This window comes from Synechocystis sp. LEGE 06083 (genome assembly GCF_015207725.1).
Lineage (GTDB): Bacteria > Cyanobacteriota > Cyanobacteriia > Cyanobacteriales > Microcystaceae > Synechocystis > Synechocystis salina.
Genome location: NZ_JADEWJ010000351.1, coordinates 1 through 3,203 on the forward strand (window position 1 = coordinate 1; position 3,203 = coordinate 3,203).

Sequence of the window (3,203 nt, forward strand, 5' to 3'; positions counted from 1 at the left end):
TTCTTAAGCATTCCTTAGCACTTAAATCAATTAACCTAGTATAAAATTTCAGTATGAACACCCACAGTGGATGTCCAATCCGTTTGGTTCGTCTGGAAAGCCGCCAGCTTCCTTTGATTTGCCAATCTACCCGCCGCCATTAGATTCGTCTACCACTGCCGTCCCATTAATGGTGTTCATATTTCAAGCATTAGTTTTTTATACTCCACAGTTTACATTAGAGGTTAGGTACTATGGCTATCATTAACGGAACTCCCCAAAACGATAACAACACCGGTGCTTCATTTGGAGGCTTTTTGGGTCTAGTTTTGCAGACCAAGAACTTTCGCCCCGCCCTAATTGGTACCTTGGGCGACGATAGTATCTTTGGTGATGCAGGAACTGACATCCTAGTGGGGTTAACCGGTGACGATCTTTTGGATGGTGGTACCGGGGCCGATACCATGTTCGGTGGTTTCGGTGACGATACCTACATTGTTGACAATACTGGTGATTTAGTTGGAGAGTGGCTAGATACAGATGGCACAGATTTAGTCGAATCTTCAGTGACCTACTCATTAAACGGTTCCACCTTTTCTTTGCCAGGGATCAGTGGACTTGCTAATAATACCGCTGCCGCCCTGCCCGTGATCGGACTAGGTCCTGTTGACTATGCTCTTTATCTAGGACTGACGTTACTTGATTTAACCCCCCAATTTATTGAGAATCTAACTTTGACGGGTACGGATAACATTAACGGCGAAGGTAATGCCCTAGATAACGTCATTATTGGTAACGACGAGAATAACGTCTTAACTGGTCTAGGGGGAAATGACACCATCTACGGTATGGGCGGAGACGACACCATATCCGGTGGTGATGGAGACGATAGCATACTCGGTGGTGACGGAAATGACAGCATATCCGGTGGTGATGGAAATGATTTCCTGAACGGGAATGTGGGAGATGATTTCTTAAACGGGAATGTAGGTGATGATACTGTCAGGGGCGGGAAAGGCAATGATACCGTCAGGGGCGGGAAAGGCAATGACAGCCTATACGGCGATCTGGGAGATGACAGCGTATTTGGTGATCTCGACAATGACACCCTATTTGGTGGCCAAGGCAATGACACCATGGATGGTGGCGACGATTATGACACTGCCCACTATGGAGACCTCGAAGATAGTGGTGACCAGGCTATTACCCTAAAAGGCACTGGTGACCTATCCTTAACCGTAGAAAAGGGCGCTCTGGGCACAGATACGCTCCTCAACATCGAAGAAGTCATTGCCAATGGTGGTGCTGACAATAACACCATCGACTTTTCTGGTGCTGTTTCACCGGTTAATGTAGATTTGAGCGCTGAAACTCTGTCTTCCCCCAACGAAACTGATCCCACTTTTTCTCTAGCAAAAGTCATTAACTTTGATGATGTTATCGGCACTAGTGGTAATGACAGTATTACCGGCGATGCTCAAGACAACATCCTAAGAGGAGGGGGGGGCAAGGACACCATCTTTGGGGGCGATGGAAATGACTTTATCTCTGGTGGTGCAGAAAAAGACCTTCTAACTGGTGGTTCTGATAATGACCTGTTTGACTACACTACTCTGACCGATTCTCAGATAGGAATTTCCTGGTTCAACGTTAATTTGTCTAAGGTTGATGTCATCACTGATTTTACAATTGGGCAAGATAAGTTCTTTGTTCAACAGGTACCAACTGACGGCATCCTTCCAGGTGTGCGTCAACTGAGCGCTAATAGCATCTTTGGATTGGGGGTAACAGTTCTTGGCTTGTCAACTCTTGGTGCTTATGATGCTGCTCAAATTACCGTAGGTTCCCGCACCTTTGTGGCTATCAACGATGGCTCAATTGGCTTTAATGCCACCAAGGATGCGTTTATCGAATTGACTAACTTCACCGGCACATTAACGACTAGTGATTTCACCAACATATTTCCTGTTTAAAAGTGGTAAATATCAAGTCTGATCGTTAATCCACTAAATAAGTCGCGCCCCTAATCCATCGCATTGGGGGCATTTTTTTATTCTTCTTCTGGAGCAATACTGCCAAAGGCACTAAAACTGAATTCATCCGGGGTGATGTCATACCGTAAAATTCGGGCGGTGATGCCGCGATTTTCCAATCTTTTTAAGCTGAGGTTATCGCTAAAACTGCTGATGATACTGTTCAGAACATTGGTGTTGATGCGGCGGCCATTGAGGGAGGCTGTGGGCTCAACCAGGATTAGGCGATCGCCGTTTTGGATCGAGATGCCAGTTTCGATGGCAATGGCTAATTTTTCCAGATCAGTGTTGGGTTCCAGTTGTTGCCCTAGTTCCAAGTTAATGCCGAGGCGATCTTCCCCAAGGAAATCCACTTGGACGTTGAGCAGTTGAAAACGGGGCACATCGGCGGGTACCCGTTGGTCAATTTGTTTTTGTAGCCGTTCCTTAACGGTGGCATTTTGCAGAGCCCGATTCAAATCAGCTTCGGTGATGACCAGTTCCGTCGCCCCTTGGAATGGTTGCCGTAGGGCTTGCCTCAGTCCCGCTAGGTTACGGTTTTCCCGCAGAGCTTGCAGGTCCACATCAATGGGATCGGTTTCCAATTGCAGTTGCTGAATTCTCACACTGGGCACAATTTCCAGACCCCGACTGGCGATGCGGACCCGTTGGATTTTTCCCTGGATTAATTGATAGTTGGGGGCATTATCCACCCGCACCGATAGGTCTTCCACCCCATGGACTCGCTGGCGAATTTGATTGGCTATGACTTGATCACCAATGAAGTTGACCGGGGCCAGGAAAGTAAGAAAAGTGGACAGGGCAATGGCAAACCATTCCATAGGAGGCCGTTGGGGATGATGATTTCTCGCCTAGTTTACTGGCTTTTTAGCTCACCAGGGACAAATGAAGACTACCATCGTTGACTTTTGCCATCGGGTAGGTTGTTCGGGACTAACTTAACCAGTAGGTCACCCCCAGCAACACAGCCAAAAAGGCGATCGCCGTGAAGATAAAACCATTGTCCTTGGTATTCATTCTCCGGGTATCTTCAAACTGAATGGGGGCAGGCTCCGGCTGACGACGACGGCGACGGGCCATGCGGGGGGTACTGGGCTTGGTATTTTCCTGGTCGGTTAAATCCGGGATGGGGGTCAACCACTCTTTGGGGCGGGTTAACTGGGGGGCCTGCAAAATTTCCAACACCTGTTG

General features: G+C 47.8%; 2 protein-coding genes and 1 pseudogene. 1 reads left to right on the forward strand and 2 read right to left on the reverse strand.

From position 1 onward, the window contains the following. The first annotated feature begins 233 nt into the window (after positions 1 to 233). On the forward strand, positions 234 to 1,952 hold the full coding sequence (locus IQ219_RS18285) for a calcium-binding protein (protein WP_194073551.1): 1,719 nt from the start codon (positions 234 to 236) through the stop codon (positions 1,950 to 1,952). 77 nt (positions 1,953 to 2,029) lie between these two features. Here the strand turns inward: IQ219_RS18285 and IQ219_RS18290 are convergent, their stop codons facing one another. Together IQ219_RS18290 and IQ219_RS18295 are read right to left on the reverse strand one after the other, a co-directional pair. Then, positions 2,030 to 2,833, reverse strand: a complete 804-nt coding sequence (locus IQ219_RS18290; RefSeq protein ID WP_194073552.1) for a DUF2993 domain-containing protein — start codon at positions 2,831 to 2,833, stop codon at positions 2,030 to 2,032. A gap of 112 nt (positions 2,834 to 2,945) precedes the next feature. After that, positions 2,946 to 3,203 (reverse strand): annotated as a pseudogene (locus IQ219_RS18295) (tetratricopeptide repeat protein); the annotation flags it as partial.